The 16448-nt window shown below is 45.5% G+C and carries 29 protein-coding genes; 3 read left to right on the top strand and 26 right to left on the bottom strand.

Annotated features, from left to right (window positions below):
• Positions 1-5: 5 nt before the first annotated feature.
• The 23 genes from rplO to EYQ95_RS00675 form a co-directional block, all read right to left on the bottom strand.
• Positions 6-440 carry a 50S ribosomal protein L15 gene (rplO, locus tag EYQ95_RS00785; RefSeq protein ID WP_111914674.1) on the bottom strand — a complete coding sequence of 145 codons (435 nt, stop codon included), beginning with the start codon at positions 438-440 and terminating at the stop codon, positions 6-8.
• Positions 441-443: 3 nt separating this feature from the next.
• Positions 444-626, bottom strand: a complete 183-nt coding sequence (rpmD, locus tag EYQ95_RS00780) for a 50S ribosomal protein L30 (RefSeq protein WP_111914675.1) — start codon at positions 624-626, stop codon at positions 444-446.
• Between the two features lie 7 nt (positions 627-633).
• Positions 634-1134 (bottom strand): 30S ribosomal protein S5, encoded by a 501-nt coding sequence (gene rpsE, locus EYQ95_RS00775; protein WP_111914676.1) that lies wholly within the window; start codon positions 1132-1134, stop codon positions 634-636.
• A 9-nt stretch (positions 1135-1143) separates the two neighbouring features.
• A complete protein-coding gene (gene rplR / locus EYQ95_RS00770) occupies positions 1144-1497 on the bottom strand; it encodes a 50S ribosomal protein L18 (RefSeq protein ID WP_111914677.1) in 354 nt (117 codons plus the stop codon).
• A 9-nt stretch (positions 1498-1506) separates the two neighbouring features.
• Positions 1507-2040: a 50S ribosomal protein L6 gene (gene rplF / locus EYQ95_RS00765; protein WP_111914678.1), complete on the bottom strand. Its 534-nt coding sequence runs from the start codon at positions 2038-2040 to the stop codon at positions 1507-1509.
• A gap of 12 nt (positions 2041-2052) precedes the next feature.
• Positions 2053-2445, bottom strand: coding sequence for a 30S ribosomal protein S8 (gene rpsH / locus EYQ95_RS00760; protein ID WP_111914679.1), 393 nt, complete (start codon positions 2443-2445; stop codon positions 2053-2055).
• A 26-nt stretch (positions 2446-2471) separates the two neighbouring features.
• Entirely contained in the window at positions 2472-2777 is a 306-nt protein-coding gene (gene rpsN / locus EYQ95_RS00755; RefSeq protein WP_111914680.1) for a 30S ribosomal protein S14, read from the bottom strand.
• 11 nt (positions 2778-2788) lie between these two features.
• Positions 2789-3328 (bottom strand): 50S ribosomal protein L5, encoded by a 540-nt coding sequence (gene rplE, locus EYQ95_RS00750; protein ID WP_111914681.1) that lies wholly within the window; start codon positions 3326-3328, stop codon positions 2789-2791.
• 17 nt (positions 3329-3345) lie between these two features.
• Positions 3346-3660, bottom strand: coding sequence for a 50S ribosomal protein L24 (gene rplX / locus EYQ95_RS00745; protein WP_111914682.1), 315 nt, complete (start codon positions 3658-3660; stop codon positions 3346-3348).
• Positions 3661-3670: 10 nt separating this feature from the next.
• Complete coding sequence (gene rplN, locus EYQ95_RS00740; protein ID WP_111914683.1) at positions 3671-4039, bottom strand: 50S ribosomal protein L14; 369 nt, start codon at positions 4037-4039, stop codon at positions 3671-3673.
• Positions 4040-4304: 265 nt separating this feature from the next.
• Positions 4305-5546 carry a carbohydrate porin gene (locus tag EYQ95_RS00735; RefSeq protein ID WP_207916185.1) on the bottom strand — a complete coding sequence of 414 codons (1242 nt, stop codon included), beginning with the start codon at positions 5544-5546 and terminating at the stop codon, positions 4305-4307.
• 111 nt (positions 5547-5657) lie between these two features.
• Positions 5658-5921, bottom strand: a complete 264-nt coding sequence (rpsQ, locus tag EYQ95_RS00730) for a 30S ribosomal protein S17 (protein ID WP_111914684.1) — start codon at positions 5919-5921, stop codon at positions 5658-5660.
• Positions 5921-6112 carry a 50S ribosomal protein L29 gene (rpmC, locus tag EYQ95_RS00725; protein WP_111914685.1) on the bottom strand — a complete coding sequence of 64 codons (192 nt, stop codon included), beginning with the start codon at positions 6110-6112 and terminating at the stop codon, positions 5921-5923. The genes rpsQ and rpmC overlap by 1 nt, the downstream gene beginning before the upstream one ends.
• Positions 6112-6525 (bottom strand): 50S ribosomal protein L16, encoded by a 414-nt coding sequence (gene rplP, locus EYQ95_RS00720; RefSeq protein ID WP_111914686.1) that lies wholly within the window; start codon positions 6523-6525, stop codon positions 6112-6114. The genes rpmC and rplP overlap by 1 nt, the downstream gene beginning before the upstream one ends.
• A gap of 11 nt (positions 6526-6536) precedes the next feature.
• On the bottom strand, positions 6537-7229 hold the full coding sequence (rpsC, locus tag EYQ95_RS00715; protein WP_111914687.1) for a 30S ribosomal protein S3: 693 nt from the start codon (positions 7227-7229) through the stop codon (positions 6537-6539).
• Positions 7230-7239: 10 nt separating this feature from the next.
• Positions 7240-7572, bottom strand: coding sequence for a 50S ribosomal protein L22 (rplV, locus tag EYQ95_RS00710; protein WP_111914688.1), 333 nt, complete (start codon positions 7570-7572; stop codon positions 7240-7242).
• Positions 7573-7584: 12 nt separating this feature from the next.
• A complete protein-coding gene (rpsS, locus tag EYQ95_RS00705; protein ID WP_072155074.1) occupies positions 7585-7863 on the bottom strand; it encodes a 30S ribosomal protein S19 in 279 nt (92 codons plus the stop codon).
• Between the two features lie 16 nt (positions 7864-7879).
• The gene (gene rplB, locus EYQ95_RS00700) at positions 7880-8704 is read right to left on the bottom strand and encodes a 50S ribosomal protein L2 (protein ID WP_111914689.1); all 825 of its coding nucleotides are present in this window, start codon (positions 8702-8704) and stop codon (positions 7880-7882) included.
• Between the two features lie 17 nt (positions 8705-8721).
• The gene (gene rplW, locus EYQ95_RS00695; RefSeq protein ID WP_343142070.1) at positions 8722-9021 is read right to left on the bottom strand and encodes a 50S ribosomal protein L23; all 300 of its coding nucleotides are present in this window, start codon (positions 9019-9021) and stop codon (positions 8722-8724) included.
• Positions 9021-9626: a 50S ribosomal protein L4 gene (gene rplD, locus EYQ95_RS00690; RefSeq protein WP_111914691.1), complete on the bottom strand. Its 606-nt coding sequence runs from the start codon at positions 9624-9626 to the stop codon at positions 9021-9023. The genes rplW and rplD overlap by 1 nt, the downstream gene beginning before the upstream one ends.
• Positions 9627-9644: 18 nt before the next feature.
• Positions 9645-10283: a 50S ribosomal protein L3 gene (rplC, locus tag EYQ95_RS00685; RefSeq protein ID WP_111914692.1), complete on the bottom strand. Its 639-nt coding sequence runs from the start codon at positions 10281-10283 to the stop codon at positions 9645-9647.
• 35 nt (positions 10284-10318) lie between these two features.
• Positions 10319-10630: a 30S ribosomal protein S10 gene (rpsJ, locus tag EYQ95_RS00680; protein WP_111914693.1), complete on the bottom strand. Its 312-nt coding sequence runs from the start codon at positions 10628-10630 to the stop codon at positions 10319-10321.
• A 211-nt stretch (positions 10631-10841) separates the two neighbouring features.
• On the bottom strand, positions 10842-11450 hold the full coding sequence (locus tag EYQ95_RS00675; RefSeq protein WP_111914694.1) for a DUF6445 family protein: 609 nt from the start codon (positions 11448-11450) through the stop codon (positions 10842-10844).
• Between the two features lie 187 nt (positions 11451-11637).
• Between EYQ95_RS00675 and EYQ95_RS00670 the strand changes: the two genes are divergently transcribed.
• Positions 11638-12429, top strand: a complete 792-nt coding sequence (locus tag EYQ95_RS00670; protein WP_111914695.1) for an ABC transporter substrate-binding protein — start codon at positions 11638-11640, stop codon at positions 12427-12429.
• Here EYQ95_RS00670 and EYQ95_RS00665 read toward each other — a convergent pair.
• From EYQ95_RS00665 to dusA, 3 genes are all read right to left on the bottom strand, one after another.
• Positions 12426-13634: a dipeptidase gene (locus EYQ95_RS00665; protein ID WP_111914696.1), complete on the bottom strand. Its 1209-nt coding sequence runs from the start codon at positions 13632-13634 to the stop codon at positions 12426-12428. The two genes, EYQ95_RS00670 and EYQ95_RS00665, sit on opposite strands and share 4 nt — an antisense overlap.
• A 242-nt stretch (positions 13635-13876) precedes the next feature.
• Positions 13877-14164 (bottom strand): hypothetical protein, encoded by a 288-nt coding sequence (locus tag EYQ95_RS00660; protein ID WP_111914697.1) that lies wholly within the window; start codon positions 14162-14164, stop codon positions 13877-13879.
• 212 nt (positions 14165-14376) lie between these two features.
• Positions 14377-15354: a tRNA dihydrouridine(20/20a) synthase DusA gene (gene dusA, locus EYQ95_RS00655; protein ID WP_111914698.1), complete on the bottom strand. Its 978-nt coding sequence runs from the start codon at positions 15352-15354 to the stop codon at positions 14377-14379.
• Between the two features lie 134 nt (positions 15355-15488).
• On the opposite strand from dusA, the gene zur reads away from it, so the two are divergent.
• Both zur and EYQ95_RS00645 read left to right on the top strand, forming a co-directional pair.
• Positions 15489-15941 carry a zinc uptake transcriptional repressor Zur gene (zur, locus tag EYQ95_RS00650; protein ID WP_111914699.1) on the top strand — a complete coding sequence of 151 codons (453 nt, stop codon included), beginning with the start codon at positions 15489-15491 and terminating at the stop codon, positions 15939-15941.
• A 33-nt stretch (positions 15942-15974) separates the two neighbouring features.
• The gene (locus EYQ95_RS00645; protein WP_111914700.1) at positions 15975-16442 is read left to right on the top strand and encodes a chemotaxis protein CheX; all 468 of its coding nucleotides are present in this window, start codon (positions 15975-15977) and stop codon (positions 16440-16442) included.
• The last annotated feature ends 6 nt before the right edge of the window (positions 16443-16448 follow it).

Genomic DNA, 16448 nt, shown 5'->3' with positions numbered 1-16448 from the left:
GTCAATTATCCTTCGATTTTACCGCCGGCCGCTTCGATAGCTTCGCGCGCGCCTTTAGTGACTTTAATGCCTTGTACAGTAACTGCACGATTGATTTCGCCTGATTTCATCACTTTAACGAACAAGATGTTCTTCGTGATTAAACCAGTAGACTTCAACGTATCTACTGTTACTGTGTCGCCATCTACTTTCGCAATTTCAGTCAAAGTAACTTCAGCAGTAACTACCGATTTACGCGACGTAAAACCAAATTTTGGTAAACGACGCTGAATCGGCATTTGACCGCCTTCAAATCCAGGCTTAACAGAACCACCTGAACGAGACTTTTGACCTTTGTGACCGCGACCACCAGTCTTACCAAGACCAGAACCAATACCACGACCAACGCGCTTCTTAGCTGTCTTAGAGCCTGGTGCAGGTGCTAGAGTGTTCAAAAACATGTCTTACTCCTCCACCTTAACCATGTAGTAAACCTTATTCACCATACCGCGAACTGAAGGAGTATCTTCTAGTTCAACAGTGTGGTTAATACGGCGTAAACCCAAACCGCGCAAAGTCGCTTTATGCTTTGGCAAACGACCAATAGAGCTGCGGGTTTGTGTTACTTTGATAGTCTTTTTAGCCATCGTTCACTTACCCCGTAATCGCGTCAACCGGTAGTCCACGTTTCGCAGCGATTTGCTCAGGAGACTTCATAGCCTCTAGTGCTTTAATCGTTGCGCGAACTACGTTGATTGGGTTTGTAGAACCGTATGCTTTTGACAGTACGTTATGTACGCCAGCCACTTCCAATACAGCACGCATCGCACCACCGGCGATAATACCAGTACCTTCAGATGCTGGCTGCATGAAAACGTTAGAACCAGAGTGGCGACCCTTAACTGGGTGCTGCAATGTTCCGTTAACAAGCTGTACGGTTACCATGTTGCGACGAGCTTTTTCCATCGCTTTTTGGATCGCTGCAGGAACTTCACGAGCCTTGCCATAGCCGAATCCGACTTTGCCTTGCCCGTCACCTACCACAGTCAGCGCAGTGAAGCTAAAGATGCGACCACCTTTAACCACTTTAGAGACGCGGTTGACAGTGATGAGTTTTTCCATCAGTTCACCGTTTTGAGCTTCGATATTTGCCATTTTCGTCTCCTAGAACTGCAGTCCTGCTTCACGGGCAGCATCTGCCAGTGCAGCAACACGACCGTGGTACTTGAATCCACTACGATCGAAAGATACGGCTTCAACACCTTTCTCTTTCGCGCGTTCAGCGATTACTTTCCCGACGACTTTAGCGGCATCAACGTTACCCGTGCCTTTAACTTGGCCACGAATATCGCTTTCCACAGTTGACGCACTAGCCAATACTTCTGAACCAGTTGGTGCAATCACCTGGGCATAAATGTGCCGCGGGGTACGGTAGATAACCAAACGGTTACCACCCAACTCTTGAATCTTTTTACGTGCGCGAGTAGCACGACGTAAGCGAGCTGCTTTCTTGTCCATCGTATTACCCTACTTTTTCTTGGCTTCTTTACGACGCACGTACTCGTCGCTATAACGTACACCCTTACCTTTATAAGGTTCAGGTTTACGGTATGCGCGAATGTTTGCCGCAACTTGGCCAACCAATTGTTTGTCGGCGCCTTTCACCACTACTTCAGTTTGGCTCGGAGTTTCGATGGTAATACCTTCAGGAACTTCGAACTCAACTGGGTGTGAGAAGCCTAAGTTAAGGTTCAGTTTCTTACCCTGAGTTTGAGCACGGTAACCAACACCAACTAGTGTTAGCTTACGCTCAAAGCCCTGAGTAACGCCTTGAACCATGTTATTCAATAGTGAACGCGCAGTACCAGCTTGAGCAACAGAGTTCGCAACACCTTCACGAGGTACTGCACGAAGCTCTTGCTCTTCTTGTACAACTTCAACTGCGTTGTTAACAACAACAGTTAATGCGCCTTTACCACCTTTAATGGTTACTTCCTGGCCATTCAACGTAACTTCAACGCCGGCAGGGATAGCAACAGGTGCCTTAGCAATGCGTGACATATCCTACCTCCATTAAGCTACGTAGCCGATGATTTCGCCACCTAAGCCAGCACTACGTGCAGCGCGGTCGGTCATCAAGCCTTTAGAAGTTGAAACCACAGCAACACCGAGACCACCCATAACAGTTGGTAACTCGTTGCGCTTCTTATAAATACGTAAACCAGGACGGCTAACACGCTGAATTGAATCGATGACAGCTTTGCCTTCGAAATATTTCAGAGTGATTTCCAGCTCCGGCTTAACGCCTGACTCGACTTTATAACCAGTAATATAACCTTCGTCTTGCAAAACTTTAGCGATTGCTTCTTTTTGCTTAGATGCAGGCATTACCACGGTTACTTTATTCGCAGCTTGAGCGTTGCGAATTCGAGTGAACATATCCGCAATTGGATCTTGCATGCTCATATTTGCTTTCTCCCGTGATTCGTCGCTTACCAGCTAGCTTTTTTCAAGCCAGGAATTTCACCACGCATAGCTTTTTCACGAACCTTAATACGGCTCATGCCAAACTTACGTAGATAACCATGTGGACGTCCAGTTACTCGGCAACGGTTACGTTGACGAGAAGAACTAGAATCACGCGGGAGCTTCTGCAAATCAAGAACAGCAGCCCAACGCTGATCGTCGCTAGACGCTGGATCCGCAATAATTGCTTTCAGTGCGCTACGCTTTTCAGCGTACTTTGCTGCAAGTTTTTGACGCTTGAGCTCACGCATTTTCATTGAAACTTTTGCCATAACTCTACACCTTACTTTCTAAACGGGAAGTTAAAGGCAGACAATAATGCACGAGCCTCATCGTCGCTTTGTGCACTTGTCGTGATCGTGATGTCCAAACCACGTACCCGATCAACTTTGTCGTAGTCGATCTCTGGGAAGATGATTTGTTCACGAACGCCCATGCTGTAGTTCCCGCGACCATCGAAAGACTTCGCATTCAGACCACGAAAGTCACGAACACGAGGAATTGCGATAGAGATAAGACGCTGTAGGAAATCCCACATACGCTCACCACGCAGAGTTACTTTACAACCAATCGGAAAGCCTTCACGGACTTTAAAGCCTGCAACTGACTTGCGAGCATTAGTGCGTACCACTTTCTGACCAGCAATAGCTTCAAGATCCGCAACAGCGTTATCTAAAACTTTCTTGTCAGTAAGTGCTTCGCCAACACCCATATTCAGGGTGATTTTCTCAATCCGAGGGACTTGCATGACACTGGTGTAGCTGAACTGTTTCATCAGTTCAGGAACTACAGTATCTTTATAAACACCATGCAGTTTCGCCATCGTATACTCCAATATGTTTAGATGATTTCATTGTTAGATTTGAAGAAGCGAACTTTCTTGCCGTCTTCAATCTTGAAACCAACACGATCTGCTTTGCTGGTTGTCGGGTTGAAAATCGCAACATTAGAAACTTGAATCGGGGCTTCTTTTTCAATAATGCCACCTGGCTCATTCATAGCCGGGTTCGATTTCTGATGTTTCTTTACAATGTTAACGCCTTCTACCACGACGCGATCTTCGCCAGTAAGGACTTTCAGCACTTTACCGCGCTTACCTTTGTCCTTGCCTGCCAGCACAATTACTTCGTCATCACGTCTAATTTTTGCCGCCATGGTCAGCTCCTTATAGTACTTCTGGCGCCAGTGAGATAATTTTCATGAATTGCTCTCCGCGCAATTCACGAGTCACCGGTCCAAATATACGAGTGCCAATTGGCTGTGAGTTTGCATTCAACAACACAGCCGCGTTGCGGTCAAAACGGATAACAGAGCCGTCTTGACGACGGACGCCTTTCCGGGTGCGTACCACCACCGCATTAAGAACATCACCTTTCTTCACCTTACCGCGAGGAATTGCTTCCTTAACAGTAATTTTGATGATATCGCCAATGTTCGCGTAACGGCGGTGCGAACCACCTAGAACCTTAATACATTGTACGCTGCGTGCGCCGGAGTTATCGGCTACTTCCAGCATAGTTTGCATTTGGATCATCTCAGTGCTCCGCTTGAGTTTAAATTAACTAAGCCTCTAAGGACTTAAGCTACAACTTCGATATCGAACCATCTCGATAAAGAAGACCCCATATTAAAAGGGCGCGAAATTGTAACAGAAAAAAATAGGAGAAGATAGGTGTTTTCTGAAGAAAATAAGCTTCTCGAGCATATCGGACGATGCCCGAGAAAACTTACTTGATTCTAGCTAATTGCTAGGTGGTATTCACGCGCTTTGGCTAAACCTTTGCGCATGAAATAGAACTCTAAAAGTAATAGCCGAAGTTTATATTAAAACGCGTATTGTAGCTATCACTTTCTCCAACCATTGTGCCACCAATAAACGGTTGGTTCTTCGCGGTGACCAAATCTACATATGTATACAAACCACCAGAAGTTACGGCAACACCGAGAACATTCATTACGGTGTCTTCTTCGTAGCCGGTCTTGTTGGTGATTTGGCTATAATTGTTGTAGAACGTTAGGTTTGTAATCGGCCCGATAGACACCGGCTTACTATATGCAACGTTGGCAGTATAACTGTCCGCTGAGCTTGCTATTGTATCTTGGTAACCATAAGCAGCGACAATTACACCTTCATTCGCCATGTCTAAGTCATAGTCATAGGTTGCAAACTGTCCGTGGAACTCCCAAGGACCAGTTTGGTAAACAGCATGAATTCCATAGTTACGACGATCACCCACACTATTCATGCCGTCGTGGAAGTCACCCGCTTGTAACGAGCCGCCGAGTTCGAACATCCGGTCTTCACCCAAGTCCCACTTACGCGCTGCGCGCACCATTAATGTGTTGTTTTCAGCGGCTAACTGCGTAGGCGCGTCGTATACGCCCTCACCAGGTAGTCGAATCCCGGTCACATCATAGTTGTATCGAGCCGTTTTATTGCGCACAGCTCCATCAGCACCACCAAGCTCGTCATTTAGTATATATGCAAAGTCGAGGTCCCAATCGTCACTTCTTTTCGTGAATCGAACACCGGCACCATTATTATCTTCGAGTCCAATATAGAAGTTAGAACTAAAGAAATAGTTATGGGAGTTATAAGGCATGACACCGAACGGCTGAATAACTATACCAACCTGTGCTTGCCAATCCTCGCCAAAGTTGTAACCAGCATATGCATGTCTCAATGCTTCCATGTATTCGAACCAACGATACTGAGCAGATAAAATTACATCGCCCATTTTGCCGTCTAAATCTAACCGAAAGATATCAAAGTCAATATCTCCGCCTCTATCTTTATTCCCTTCGCCATAGTCAGTCCAAACATATTGCCACCTAACAGCACCACCCAAGGAAATGCCATCGGCATCCATTTCAGGAGCTATGCTATCTACCTTTTCTTGGAGCTCTTGGTTTTCTGCGCTGATGCGCTCTATCTGCTGACGAAGTTCATCTAGACTCAAGTCTTGTGCATTCGCAGTTGCTGCGCTCAAGCCCAGTACGACCAACGCAGTTACACCCTTACATACGTTTGAATAAACCATTCAATTTTCCTTTGTTGGTTGTGCTTAGGTTCGTTAAGTATAGACATGATAAACATTGCTGCAAAAAAAAAGCGACCCTAAGGTCGCTTTTTTTCATTAACTCACAATGAGTTAGATGTCGCTTGCGCGCTCAAGAACGTCTACCAACGCCCAAGACTTAGTTTTAGAAACAGGAGCAGTTTCCCGAATCGTAACTAAATCGCCTTGGCGGCTTGTATTGTTCTCATCATGAGCGTGAATCTTAGTAGTACGCTTGATGTACTTACCATAGATTGGGTGTTTAACCCGACGCTCAATAGCTACAACAATTGACTTGTCCATTTTGTCGCTGACCACACGGCCCTGCAACGTACGGATTGATTTAGCTTCAGTCATTACGCACCCGCCTTCTCGTTAAGCACAGTTTTCACACGTGCGATGTTTTTACGCACTTGCTTAAACACATGAGTCTGATTCAGTTGGCCGGTTGCTGCCTGCATGCGCAAGTTGAATTGCTCACGTAGCAGCTCGATCAATTCCTGATTTAGCTCTTCAACGCTTTTGTTTTTCAATTCGCTTGCTTTCATTACATCACCGTCCGAGTAACAAAGGTGGTTTTGAACGGAAGTTTAGCAGCCGCTAAGCGGAATGCTTCACGTGCCAATTCTTCTGGCACACCGTCCATTTCGTAAAGTACGCGACCTGGTTGGATCTGGCATACCCAGTATTCCACGTTACCTTTACCTTTACCCATACGTACCTCAAGAGGCTTCTGAGTAATTGGCTTGTCCGGGAATACACGAATCCAGATTTTACCTTGACGCTTAACGTGACGAGTCATCGCACGACGGGCAGCTTCGATCTGACGCGCAGTCATACGACCACGTTCAGTTGCTTTAAGAGCATAAGTACCGAAGCTTACTTTGTTACCCGCTTGCGCCATACCGCGGTTACGGCCTTTATGAACCTTACGGAATTTCATACGCTTAGGTTGTAACATATCGCTTCTCCTTACTTACGTCCTTTCCCGCGCTTCGCTGGTTTAGGTTGCTGCTGTTCTTCTTGAACAGGCAATCCACCCAGTACTTCACCACGGAAAACCCATACTTTAACGCCAATGATACCGTAAGTAGTTGATGCTTCAGCAGTTGCATAATCGATGTCTGCACGAAGAGTATGCAAAGGTACACGACCTTCACGATACCATTCGGTACGTGCGATTTCTGCGCCGCCTAAACGACCACTTACTTCAACTTTGATACCTTTAGCACCCAGACGCATAGCGTTCTGAACCGCACGCTTCATAGCGCGACGGAACATTACACGGCGTTCTAGCTGGCCAGCGATGTTTTCAGCAACCAGTTGCGCGTCAAGCTCAGGCTTGCGCACTTCTGAGATGTTAACTTGAGCAGGAACACCAGTCATTTTTGAAATTGCTTGGCGTAACTTCTCTACGTCTTCACCTTTTTTACCGATAACAACACCTGGACGTGCAGTGTGAATAGTCACACGAACACTCTTAGCAGGACGCTCGATAACGATGCGTGAAACTGAAGCATTCTTCAGTTCCTTGTTCAGGTACAAACGAACCTGATGATCACTTTCTAAGAAGTCTGCAAAGTCCGAAGAATCCGCGTACCACGTAGCGTTATATGGTTTAGTGATACCTAGGCGGATCCCATTAGGATGTACTTTTTGACCCATAACTAATCTCCTAGCTATCTGACACAACCACAGTAATGTGGCTGGTACGCTTCAAGATACGATCTGCGCGACCTTTAGCACGAGGCTTGATGCGCTTCATCGTGGGACCTTCGTCGATCATGATGGCTGAAACTTTCAACTCATCGATGTCGGCACCTTCGTTATGCTCCGCATTCGCAATTGCTGACTCTAAAACTTTCTTGATTAGAGTAGCTGCTTTCTTTTGGCTGTACGCCAAAATGTCTAAAGCTTGCGCTACGTTTTGACCACGGATTTGATCCGCAACCAAACGACCCTTTTGTGGAGAAAGGCGGGCAAACTTATGTTTAGCAATAGCTTCCATTGTATTCACCTCTTACCGTTTCTTCGCTTTCTTATCAGCAGCGTGGCCGCGATAAGTACGAGTCGGAGCAAATTCGCCTAGCTTGTGACCAATCATTTCGTCTGTAACGAAAACTGGTACATGCTGACGACCGTTGTGTACAGCGATGGTCAATCCAATCATGTCTGGAATGATCATTGAACGACGGGACCAAGTTTTAATTGGCTTCTTGTCCCCGCTTTCCATCGCTTTCTCCACCTTCTTAAGTAGGTGAAGGTCAATAAATGGACCTTTTTTAAGAGAACGTGGCATTATTCAACCCCTTGCCTTATTTAGTGCGACGACGCACGATGTACTTGTCAGTACGCTTGTTCTTACGAGTCTTATAACCCTTCGTAGGAACACCCCATGGTGATACCGGATGACGGCCACCAGATGTACGGCCTTCACCACCACCGTGTGGGTGATCAACCGGGTTCATTGCAACACCGCGAACTGTAGGACGAACACCACGCCAGCGTGTAGCACCTGCTTTACCAAGTTGCTTAAGCATGTGTTCAGCGTTACCTACTTCACCGATAGTCGCACGACAATCTGCTAGGATTTTGCGCACTTCACCTGAACGTAAACGAACAGTAACGTACATGCCTTCACGCGCAACGATTTGAACGTAAGCACCAGCAGAACGTGCAATTTGTGCACCTTTGCCTGGCTTCATCTCAACCGCGTGAACAACACTACCTACTGGGATGTTACGCATTGGTAATGTGTTACCTGGTTTGATTGGTGAATCAGAACCAGAACTTACTTTGTCACCAGCTTTTAAGCCTTTAGGTGCCAAAATGTAACGACGCTCACCGTCTGCATAAAGCACAAGTGCGATATTTGCTGAACGGTTTGGATCGTATTCAATACGCTCTACTTTCGCAGGGATACCGTCTTTGTCGCGTTTAAAGTCGATTAGACGATAGTGGTGCTTGTGACCACCGCCGATATGACGAACTGTGATACGACCGTTATTATTACGACCGCCACTTTTACTGTTCTTCTCCAAAAGTGGAGCATACGGCTTACCTTTGTACAGGTCTTGACCAACGACTTTTACGACGTGGCGACGACCCGGAGATGTAGGCTTCTGTTTTACAACAGCCATTTTCAATATCCTCCTGTTTACTCAGCGCCGCCCACGAAATCGATATCAGCACCTTCGTTAAGCGTTACATAAGCTTTTTTCCAATCGCTACGCTTACCTGAACGCATACCAAAACGCTTAGTTTTACCTTTCACGTTTAGTGTACGAACACCGGTTACTTCGACTTCGAACAGTTTCTCTACAGCAGCTTTAATTTCTGCTTTCGTTGCATCCGTTGCTACTCTGAAAACTACAGTGTTTGCGTTTTCAGCTGCTAACGTGGCTTTTTCAGACACGTGAGGCGCAAGGATAACTTTCAGTAAACGTTCTTCGCGCATCATGCCAATGCCTCCTCAAGCTGCTTCACTGCGTCCGCGGTGAAGAGTACCTTTTCGAATGCGATCAAGCTGACAGGGTCAATTGCTTGCACATCACGAACGTCGACTTTGTGCAGGTTACGTGAAGCTAAGAACAAGTTCTCATCAACGTCTTTAGTAATAATCAAAACGTCTTGTAAACCGAGATCTTTAAGCTTGCTCACTAGTTGTTTAGTTTTCGGTGAATCAACACTGAAATTCTCAACAACAGTTAAACGATCCTGACGAACCAACTCAGAAAGAATGCTTTTCAATGCACCACGGTACATTTTCTTGTTTACTTTCTGTGCATGGCTTTGTGGTTTCGCAGCAAATGTAACGCCACCAGAGCGCCAGATTGGGCTACGAATTGTACCAGCACGCGCACGGCCAGTACCTTTCTGACGCCATGGCTTCTTACCACCACCGGCTACTTCAGAACGAGTTTTCTGCGCGCGACTACCTTGACGTGCACCTGCCGCATAGGCAACTACTACCTGATGCACAAGCGCTTCATTATACTCACGTCCAAAGGTAGCTTCGGAAACTTCAAGAGCGCCTTTCGCGTCTTTTAATGCTAATTCCATCACTAATCTCCTCAGACGTTACGCTTTTACCGCTGGTTTCACGATTACGTCGTTACCTGATGCTCCAGGTACCGCGCCTCGAACCAACAATAAATTGCGATCTGCGTCGATACGGACAACCTCTAGAGACTGAACAGTAACCTGCTCGTTCCCCATTTGGCCGGCCATTTTCTTACCTTTGAAAACTTTACCCGGAGATTGGTTCTGACCAATTGAACCCGGAGCGCGGTGCGACAGTGAGTTACCGTGCGTTGCGTCCTGTGTCCGGAAGTTCCAGCGTTTAACAGCGCCTGCGAAACCTTTACCTTTAGAGGTACCGGTTACGTCAACTAATTTTGTTTCATTAAACAGTTCGACTGTCAGCTCAGAGCCTACTTCGATGTCTGAACCTTCTTCACCATTCAAACGGAATTCCCACAGGCCGCGACCTGCTTCTACACCCGCTTTAGCGAAATGGCCTGCTGAAGGCTTGTTGACACGATTGGCTTTCTTGCTGCCAGTGGTCACCTGAAGTGCACGGTAGCCGTCGTTTTCCAGAGTTTTAATCTGGGTCACACGGTTTGCCGTTACTTCGATCACAGTCACAGGAACAGATGCGCCATCTTCTTGAAAGATGCGAGTCATTCCTACTTTACGACCGACTAGACCAATAGCCATTGTTAAAACCTCTTATCCAGAATCCTATTGCTCACTTAGCCCAGGCTGATTTGTACATCAACACCAGCGGCCAGGTCCAAACGCATCAGAGCGTCTACAGTTTTTTCTGTAGGCTCAATGATATCGATAAGGCGCTTGTGGGTACGAATCTCGTACTGGTCACGAGCGTCTTTGTTCACGTGTGGTGAGATCAACACTGTGAAACGTTCTTTACGGGTTGGTAATGGGATTGGCCCACGTACCTGAGCACCCGTGCGTTTCGCTGTTTCAACGATTTCCGCTGTCGACAGGTCGATTAAGCGGTGATCGAATGCTTTCAGGCGAATCCGAATTCTTTGACTTGACATAGCAAAGCCTCATCCAAAAGAGCATTTAAAAAAGAGCATAAAAAAACACGCCACCTCAGCCACCTTTCGGTGCGAAGCGGGAGTCTTTTTAACCACCATTCAACCCCAAATCGGGGCTGTTGTGACAGGCCTCAAATACAACATCCTTGGCCTGTAAGTTCACGTTCCAAAAAGAAACGTGGCGCGGATTATACCTTTATTGGCAATAATGTCAACGCGCAGACTGGAAAAACATCATGTAGATCAAGCGACCATTTTCAATGCTATCGCCAAATGCTTCACCTGCGGTATGCCACATCCATGGACGTAACAAAACCAATCGGTTGAACCGCATAGGTACGCGCATGGTCATCTCCCACTTTGAATCGTCTAACGACTCGTTGTCTAAAATGTCAGATGTCCATTTCTTAGCAGAAGGCGCCCCAAACTTTTGCATCGCTTCTTCATCGCTATATGGCGCTCGGTCTGTATCCGTTGCTTTATGGCGGAAAAACTCTGTGCCACCTTTACAGTCTTTCGGGTCGCTCAAGTAAAGTATCCCCGACCAGTGAGAAGCATCTACGTGCACTTTAGCTTTAGCAACGTCAGAGGCTAAAGAAATACGCGTTTTGCCGTGCGCTTGACCATCTATAATCGGTTTTAACGGTTCACCTACAATTCGAGACACTTCTTGGCTAAGACCTTCTAGTTCAATTCTTTCTACCGAATTACGACCTGGAAAAGGTCCGTTACCTTCTGGGTAATTAAACTTTAACGCTGCTTCTCGAAGTTGCTTCGCGTTTCCGAAAAAGTCATCAACGACGATAATGGATGTTGGCATAGCGCTTACTCTCTTAATTTTTGTCATGTAGTGGAGATGTTACGAGTCTATCCAGTTTCACTGGCTTTATAAACCCTTTCAGCGCTCACAAAACATGCAGTTGTTATCTACGTTACGAAAGAGTAATGTAAATCTACCGACTGCTTTTTTTATACGATTACGTATAAAGTTTGGATAGGTAAACAAGATGCCGCTCATCAAAACCGTAAAGGTATGCCTTATTATTCTAGGGTTGCTCCCTAGCTTTGTTATTCATTTTGCGCAAGCAAGCGAATTACCCGAATCAATTACCGTAGCGTTTGGACAATATAAAGAGCCTTACGTGATACAAGAGACAGACCGTGGTATTGAAGTAGACATCATAAAAGAAGTGTTCGCTCGCGTGGGAGTTTCAATAAACGCGCTCTACATACCTTACAAGAACCTAGAAGAAGCACTTGAAACGTTCCCGTCTATCGATGCGGCAGCAGGAGTGAGCACCCGCACCTTAGAGCAATTCACATATATTCCGAATTTTAGCTTTTTTAATAACGTGATTGTTTCTAAAACCCGCAATAATATTGAAATCAATTCCTTTTCTGATCTCACTGAATACAGTTTATTAGCATGGCAAGGAGCCGCGAGCAGCGGTTCGGCGCTTGGCGAGGAATTCATAGCATTATTCGGTAATGCAGAAAGATCGCAAGATAAATACTTTGAGCTGTCAAACCAATACCAACAGAACGCCATGTTTTGGTCAGACCGCGTAGATTTAGTGCTGCTCGACGAGCATATTTTTGAGTGGTACAGAAGACCGGTTGGTATGGTATTAGATGTGTCTGACGAGGTGACTTATCATCGACTCTGGAATGAAAGTCATAGCACAAGCGTTGTATTCAAAGACGAGGAATTAGCCGACATTTTCCGTCAAGGTTTAGCCGCCCTCAAAGAGAGCGGCCAATATCGAGCAATATACGACAGGTACCGCAGTTATAACTAATGCGCCTCTGCGTATGCTTCAACCTGTCGCCAAACACGCAAAGTGTTGCCATGCAGAATTTGATCAATTTGCTCTTCTGAATAACCACGTTCCAACAAACCTTCAATAAGGTTAGGGAAAGTGCTTACATCTTTTAGGCCTTCAGGAAGAGAGTCGCCTACCCCGTCGTAATCAGACCCTATACCCACATGGTCAATACCCACCAACTCAACGATATGGTCGATGTGGTTCAAAACGTCATCTAGGTTGGCGTAAGGAAACGGATTCTCTTCACGCATCTGTGCAATAGCCGCTTCGGCTTCTTCTGTGCCTTCTCCAAGCTCTTCGTTGATTTCATCAGCTAGTCTTTGTAAACGCGCGCGATGTTGGTTCGCCATGCGAGTTACAAACGTCGAGCCAAAAGTAACTTGAATAACACCACCATTTTCAGCTAAAGCTTTAATCATGTCGTCGTTCATATTGCGCTGCCAACCTGGTGTGTAACGACGTGCTGAAGAGTGCGTAGCAATCACTGGAGTTTCGGTAATTTCAAGCACATCATAGAATGCATTGTCTGAAACGTGTGAGATGTCGATCATCATGCCCACTTTGTTCATTTCAGGAATCAAAGTTTTACCAAATGGGCTTAATCCACCCCAAGTGTTTCTGATGTCATAAGAAGAGTCACTAATATGGTTATCTTCTGAGTGCGTCAATGTAATGTAACGCACTCCACGGTCGAAGAAGTGCTGTAAATTTTCAAACTTACCTTCTATCGGCGCACCGTTTTCCATTCCCATTGGCAATGAGATTAAACCCTGTTCAAAGTGCTCTTCCACGTCATCTGCAGAATAAGGAATTGCAAACTTTTCGGGAGCTTTGTAAACCAAGCTTTCAACAAAGTCGATTAAGTGATTCGCGGTACGATAAGCGCCGTTATCTTCATACGAGGCAGGAATGTAAATTGCCATGAAAGGAGCGTTTAGCCCACCCTGAGTGGCGCGTACATAATCGAAGTTACCACGCTCTGTAGCTTGGGTGACGTCTTCCCAGTCATTCATCAAACGCCATGGAACGTCGATGTGGGTATCAATAATAAGGGATTCTTGAGCGATACGTTCGGCCTTTTGGCGATTATCTTCTTCCGCTACGCTCATAGTTTGAGCACAACCTAAAAGAGAGAATGATAAAGCCGAAAGTACACTAATCTTTAGGGCAGTTTTCATTGTTGTTGTTCCATTTCCAAGTCGAAGGACAACAACGTATCAAATAATTAAGAATTCAGCGAGTGCGTCAACCGCATGTTCTTATCGAACTAACGCATCGCTTTCCTATACCAGTGCTTAACTTGTTTTTGCCAACCCTGGTGCACTAGCGTTGTAACCATTAAAGTAGCGACAATACTGAGTGCTGGCAATAAAGCCCAAATTCCCACTGCGTAAGGTGAAATCCACTGCATGGAGTCACCTTACTCAGGAGCTTTTTCTTGGCTTTCTGGTGCACTTTCAGCTTCTACATCGTCATCTTCTTCATCAGAAACTTGAGCTTGTGATTCAAGAGTCAAACGACTGTATAGTTCTACCGCACTTTGACGCAATGAGTTGCGAATTTCTGACATGTCTATAACTTTAGAAACTAGGTTGGTTACCTGAACTTCTTGGCGAACTTCTTGAGCTAAGTCAGTCAATGGATTTGCTGAAGCAGTAGAAGCTGCAAAAGTTAAAGCGATTGATGATGCAATAATTAAAGTTTTCATGGTTTTCCTCATTAAGTATGTATTTTCGAAGAACCCGATGCCCTTCGACACACTCTCTAATTCAAACCTTGTGCCAACTTTTTAAAAATACGCAAGCAATTGATTTATATGAACTTTCCTAAAGTGAGGTGGAAACCCAAAAAAATCAGCATGAACGTTAATATCTACTGTTAGCGTTTTTCACCACCGCCTTCGTCAAATTCGCCAACAGCTTAAAGTGGTGTTAACTCAGCTCGTTTTTTATGTTCTTCAAGCAAAGCAGAACCTTTTAATAGTGGTTCGCACGAGTCTGCTCTTGGGCCTTGTTCACTGAGTAATCTGCGCCATTGCTTCGCGCCCGGCTGACCATGAAATAGACCCAACATATGCCGTGCTACATGCCAGAATTTCCCACCGCCCTTTATATGCTGCTCTATGTAGGGAATCATCTTCTCTACGACTTCTTCACGCTCGCTCACGGGTGATGTGTGACCTAGACATTCATCTACTTGCGAAACAATCCATGGTGTTTGATAAGCTGCTCGCCCTATCATCACGCCGTCAACAAATTCCAAGTGGGCTTTTGCCTCCGCTATTGAGTTCACGCCACCGTTAATATCAATGGTTAGATTTGGATATTCGTTCTTAACGCGATAGACACGCTCATAATCTAACTCTGGAATTTCTCGGTTCTCTTTTGGACTTAATCCATTTAACCAAGCTTTCCGTGCATGCAATATAAATCGTTCACAACCGACAGCCGAAACGGCTTCAATGAACTCCTGTAGGAATTCATAACTATCTTTATGATCAATACCTAAACGAGTTTTTACGGTCACAGGAACATTGCCTGCTGCATCTTGCATGGCTTTAATGCAATCTGCCACAAGTTGCGGCTTTTCCATTAAGCACGCGCCAAAGCTACCATTCTGAACTCGGTCGGAGGGACACCCTACGTTGAGGTTAATTTCGTCATACCCGCGCTCCACGGCTATTTTAGTACAGCGGGCAAGATCTTTGGGGTCTGAGCCACCCAGCTGTAAAGCAACCGGATGTTCGCTCTGATGGTACTCAAGAAGGTCGTACTTACCGTATATAATCGCCCCGGTCGTTACCATCTCGGTATATAACAATACTTCATTAGACATGAGCCTATGAAAATAGCGACAGTGGCGATCTGTCCAATCGAGCATTGGGGCAACACTAAACATTTTACAACTCCTCTTAAGCGAGCTTATTTTAAAATAAATTCACCCTAATTTATACCTGCGGCTTTTATGTATAGCCCTCTCCAAAGCAGCGGATTCTGTATTAACAACCTGTAAATTCATGGTATATTGAAGCTATGACTACAGAGCTTAATCAAATATTACTGGCGAAAGCCGAGAATGTATGCGAACACCGCGGGGTGAGAATGACCCCTACCCGTAAAGAAGTGTTTTCTATTCTCAGTCAACAAGAAGGTGCAATTGGCGCATACGACTTACTTGAGCTTCTAAAAAGTGAAGTTCCAAATGCGAAACCACCTACTATCTATCGAGCGCTCGACTTTTTGCAGGAGCAAGGATTTGTCCACAAACTGTCAACGTCGAATAGTTATGTTTTATGTTCGCATTTTGAGAAGCAACATCCGGCACAGATGCTAATATGTAAAGAGTGCGGCTCAGTGCAAGAAATTCACTCGGCTCAAGTAGACACCGAAATGCTCGCTCAAGCTGAAAAATACGGTTTTGATTTACATCACCAAACCGTTGAAGCGCACGGTGTGTGTGCACAATGTCAAAAATTAGCTAACTAATTCAAACAAATTGCGTTAATACATGGATTGAATATGAATGTAGAGTTTGTAAACCCGTTTTTATCGTCGCTACAAAACGTGCTTTCAATGATGGCTCAAGTCGAACTAAAACCCGGCAAGCCAGCTATGAAAAAAGACGACAGAGCGCGTGGTGATGTTTCTGGGTTAATCGGTATGGTTGGTCCCAAAACAAAAGGTTCCTTCTCAATATCATTTGAGGAAGGTTTAGCCGTAGAAATCATGCACAAAATGTTGGGCGAGAAGCCGACCGAGTTAAATGAAGAAGTCATTGACATGGTCGGAGAGATTACCAACATGGTTACAGGCGGCGCTAAGCGAATCTTGGGTGAAAAAGGCTTCGACTTCGATATGGCATCACCGGTAGTTGTTTCAGGTCACAACCACACTATTCGCCACCGCTCTGAAGGACCGAAAATAATTATGCCTTTCTCTCACCCTGCAGGTAAGGCGCATCTGGAAATTTGTTTCGACAAGCTCTAATTACGA

The organism is Lysobacter sp. N42 (genome assembly GCF_004344885.1).
This window is presented reverse-complemented; position numbering and strand designations above follow the sequence as displayed.

What these genes read in the sequence shown, in the direction of transcription:
- rplO (WP_111914674.1), bottom strand. Translation starts at nt 440, where the DNA reads ATGTTTTTGAACACTCTAGCACCTGCACCAGGCTCTAAGACAGCTAAG.
- rpmD (WP_111914675.1), bottom strand. Translation starts at nt 626, where the DNA reads ATGGCTAAAAAGACTATCAAAGTAACACAAACCCGCAGCTCTATTGGT.
- rpsE (WP_111914676.1), bottom strand. Translation starts at nt 1,134, where the DNA reads ATGGCAAATATCGAAGCTCAAAACGGTGAACTGATGGAAAAACTCATC.
- rplR (WP_111914677.1), bottom strand. Translation starts at nt 1,497, where the DNA reads ATGGACAAGAAAGCAGCTCGCTTACGTCGTGCTACTCGCGCACGTAAA.
- rplF (WP_111914678.1), bottom strand. Translation starts at nt 2,040, where the DNA reads ATGTCACGCATTGCTAAGGCACCTGTTGCTATCCCTGCCGGCGTTGAA.
- rpsH (WP_111914679.1), bottom strand. Translation starts at nt 2,445, where the DNA reads ATGAGCATGCAAGATCCAATTGCGGATATGTTCACTCGAATTCGCAAC.
- rpsN (WP_111914680.1), bottom strand. Translation starts at nt 2,777, where the DNA reads ATGGCAAAAGTTTCAATGAAAATGCGTGAGCTCAAGCGTCAAAAACTT.
- rplE (WP_111914681.1), bottom strand. Translation starts at nt 3,328, where the DNA reads ATGGCGAAACTGCATGGTGTTTATAAAGATACTGTAGTTCCTGAACTG.
- rplX (WP_111914682.1), bottom strand. Translation starts at nt 3,660, where the DNA reads ATGGCGGCAAAAATTAGACGTGATGACGAAGTAATTGTGCTGGCAGGC.
- rplN (WP_111914683.1), bottom strand. Translation starts at nt 4,039, where the DNA reads ATGATCCAAATGCAAACTATGCTGGAAGTAGCCGATAACTCCGGCGCA.
- EYQ95_RS00735 (WP_207916185.1), bottom strand. Translation starts at nt 5,546, where the DNA reads ATGGTTTATTCAAACGTATGTAAGGGTGTAACTGCGTTGGTCGTACTG.
- rpsQ (WP_111914684.1), bottom strand. Translation starts at nt 5,921, where the DNA reads ATGACTGAAGCTAAATCAATCCGTACGTTGCAGGGCCGTGTGGTCAGC.
- rpmC (WP_111914685.1), bottom strand. Translation starts at nt 6,112, where the DNA reads ATGAAAGCAAGCGAATTGAAAAACAAAAGCGTTGAAGAGCTAAATCAG.
- rplP (WP_111914686.1), bottom strand. Translation starts at nt 6,525, where the DNA reads ATGTTACAACCTAAGCGTATGAAATTCCGTAAGGTTCATAAAGGCCGT.
- rpsC (WP_111914687.1), bottom strand. Translation starts at nt 7,229, where the DNA reads ATGGGTCAAAAAGTACATCCTAATGGGATCCGCCTAGGTATCACTAAA.
- rplV (WP_111914688.1), bottom strand. Translation starts at nt 7,572, where the DNA reads ATGGAAGCTATTGCTAAACATAAGTTTGCCCGCCTTTCTCCACAAAAG.
- rpsS (WP_072155074.1), bottom strand. Translation starts at nt 7,863, where the DNA reads ATGCCACGTTCTCTTAAAAAAGGTCCATTTATTGACCTTCACCTACTT.
- rplB (WP_111914689.1), bottom strand. Translation starts at nt 8,704, where the DNA reads ATGGCTGTTGTAAAACAGAAGCCTACATCTCCGGGTCGTCGCCACGTC.
- rplW (WP_343142070.1), bottom strand. Translation starts at nt 9,021, where the DNA reads ATGCGCGAAGAACGTTTACTGAAAGTTATCCTTGCGCCTCACGTGTCT.
- rplD (WP_111914691.1), bottom strand. Translation starts at nt 9,626, where the DNA reads ATGGAATTAGCATTAAAAGACGCGAAAGGCGCTCTTGAAGTTTCCGAA.
- rplC (WP_111914692.1), bottom strand. Translation starts at nt 10,283, where the DNA reads ATGGCTATTGGTCTAGTCGGTCGTAAAGTAGGAATGACTCGCATCTTT.
- rpsJ (WP_111914693.1), bottom strand. Translation starts at nt 10,630, where the DNA reads ATGTCAAGTCAAAGAATTCGGATTCGCCTGAAAGCATTCGATCACCGC.
- EYQ95_RS00675 (WP_111914694.1), bottom strand. Translation starts at nt 11,450, where the DNA reads ATGCCAACATCCATTATCGTCGTTGATGACTTTTTCGGAAACGCGAAG.
- EYQ95_RS00670 (WP_111914695.1), top strand. Translation starts at nt 11,638, where the DNA reads ATGCCGCTCATCAAAACCGTAAAGGTATGCCTTATTATTCTAGGGTTG.
- EYQ95_RS00665 (WP_111914696.1), bottom strand. Translation starts at nt 13,634, where the DNA reads ATGAAAACTGCCCTAAAGATTAGTGTACTTTCGGCTTTATCATTCTCT.
- EYQ95_RS00660 (WP_111914697.1), bottom strand. Translation starts at nt 14,164, where the DNA reads ATGAAAACTTTAATTATTGCATCATCAATCGCTTTAACTTTTGCAGCT.
- dusA (WP_111914698.1), bottom strand. Translation starts at nt 15,354, where the DNA reads ATGTTTAGTGTTGCCCCAATGCTCGATTGGACAGATCGCCACTGTCGC.
- zur (WP_111914699.1), top strand. Translation starts at nt 15,489, where the DNA reads ATGACTACAGAGCTTAATCAAATATTACTGGCGAAAGCCGAGAATGTA.
- EYQ95_RS00645 (WP_111914700.1), top strand. Translation starts at nt 15,975, where the DNA reads ATGAATGTAGAGTTTGTAAACCCGTTTTTATCGTCGCTACAAAACGTG.